We start from the raw sequence: 2,009 nt of genomic DNA on the forward strand, positions 1-2,009 counted from the left end.
AAAACCTGCAAGCTTCCGAATCTCGTATAAGAGACGTAGATATGGCAAAAGAAATGACAAATTACACAAAATACAACATCATAACACAAGCAGCAACAGCAATGCTTGCTCAAGCAAATCAAGTACCACAATCAGTATTGTCATTACTTCAATAAGAAAGCTTTCAACTAAAAACCCCTGTCAAAAGGGGTTTTTTTATTTAAAAAGATAAAAAGATAATAAATAATGGATAACAGATAATGAAGGAATTTGAATCTTGTCAAATTCCCTTCTGAATTATCCGTTTTTCATTATTACATATTAATTTATAATATGGATTTTTGTGTTTGCAAAACACAAAATCCTCCTAAACTATTAGTTCTTAGTTATTAATTTTAATCTGTTTTTCGCCGGCTCATAGTCATATGCGGCGGCTTTTTCATAGCACTCCTTAGCTTTATCTGTTTTTTTTGTCATCTCATAAAAAACACCTAAATTATATAAAGCTGCGAAGCTGCCGGTGCCTATGACACCTCTGTATCCTGAGCCTTCTCCGATTTTCAGGCATTTAAGAAACGAATCTTCGATCCTGTTAAAATACTCTATATATTTTTTAACATCGGATAATATCAGCTTTACATAAAGCAAACCTGAAACAAAATGAAAACCGGAATCTTTGTTCATATACATTTTTTCATTTTCTATGATTTTAAGTGCGGATTTGTAATCCTTACATTCTATCAATAAATAGATATAGTCCACGATGACGGATGTATATACTGAAGAGAGCCGGCTGACGGAATCATAAGCCAGATCCATATGTTTCAAAGCTGATTCTAAGTCATTGATCCTTTTATATTCCGTTGCAAGTTTATATCTGTAATATGTATTTTGCGGGTCTGCTTCCAATGTTTTTGTAAGAAGGGCTATGTTCCGGCTGTTTTTTTCATTTTCTATAGCTTCATGATGGTGGTATCCATCATGCTTAACCACAATAGGGATCATTTTGTGCGGCAGAGAGGAATCCGGCTGCTCATGGATAATGCCTTTGTAAAAGATACCCTTAGGCAAAAATCGCGCCACATGGCTCCATGAAATATCGTCGGTGCCGTCAAATGATTTAAAGCTGCTTAGAATTTTAATATCGCCGATATGAGGCTTATCCATATTCATAAAATCTTTTATAGCTTCATTATCCCACTTTAATATATATTCATCTGCATCTAAAACCAGATTAAAATCGCATTTAGAGTATTTTAATGATTCATTTCGTGCCTTTGAAAAGTCATCCTGCCATTCCCATTGATAAACTCGTGCTCCATGTGAATGAGCAATATCTATAGTCCTATCCTTCGAACCCGTATCCAGTATTATCATATCATCCACATGGTTTTTCACACTTTCAAGGCATCTTGACAGAGATTTTTCTTCATTTTTAACTATCATGACAAGAGCTATGCTTTTTTTCATCGAAACCTCCAATTACTAACTGATAACTGAGCCAATCGGTTTATCGTTTATAGTGTATCGTGCAATGATGCTTTGCAAAGATTGGGTGAAAGTACAAGTATAGGTTAGATAATAGATAACAGATAACAGTTAAGGTAGATTTTCTTCAGGAAAATCAAAATATTGAATGATAGCTTTGCCTTAGCAAAGGTTTCCTCAACTATTATCTCTTATTTTTTATCTCTTATCTGATGCTCACTCACTTTTCCTTATTCCTATCCTCCAACATCCAACCTCTTATCTCTATTCTATACTCCATACTCTATTTTTGTGCTTCAGCACAAAAATAGTATATCACAAAAATATTGGTTAAAAATTGAAAAAAATTTTATAAAACTATTTAATTATTATTTATACATCCGATAAGTAATAATGTGAAGGCCTTCACAAAACTTTATGGTAAGGATACCAGACAATAATTTTCAAGGAGGAAAATAATTATGAGAATAATGCACAATATTTCAGCAATGAATACTTACGGCAAATTAGCCGGAGCAACAAATTCACAAGCCAGAGCATTG

Annotated in this window: 2 protein-coding genes; one reads left to right on the top strand and one right to left on the bottom strand. The window is 33.4% G+C overall.

What is annotated here, in order from left to right; translation table 11 throughout:
* A partial coding sequence (locus GX654_19785; protein ID NLD39107.1) for a flagellin occupies positions 1-155 on the top strand: 155 nt, incomplete at its 5' end.
* Between the two features lie 199 nt (positions 156-354).
* Here the strand turns inward: GX654_19785 and GX654_19790 are convergent.
* Positions 355-1,449: a glycosyltransferase gene (locus GX654_19790; protein ID NLD39108.1), complete on the bottom strand. Its 1,095-nt coding sequence runs from the start codon at positions 1,447-1,449 to the stop codon at positions 355-357.
* Between the last annotated feature and the right edge of the window lie 560 nt (positions 1,450-2,009).

The sequence above is a fragment of the Desulfatiglans sp. genome, assembly GCA_012513605.1.
Lineage (GTDB): Bacteria > Desulfobacterota > DSM-4660 > Desulfatiglandales > HGW-15 > JAAZBV01.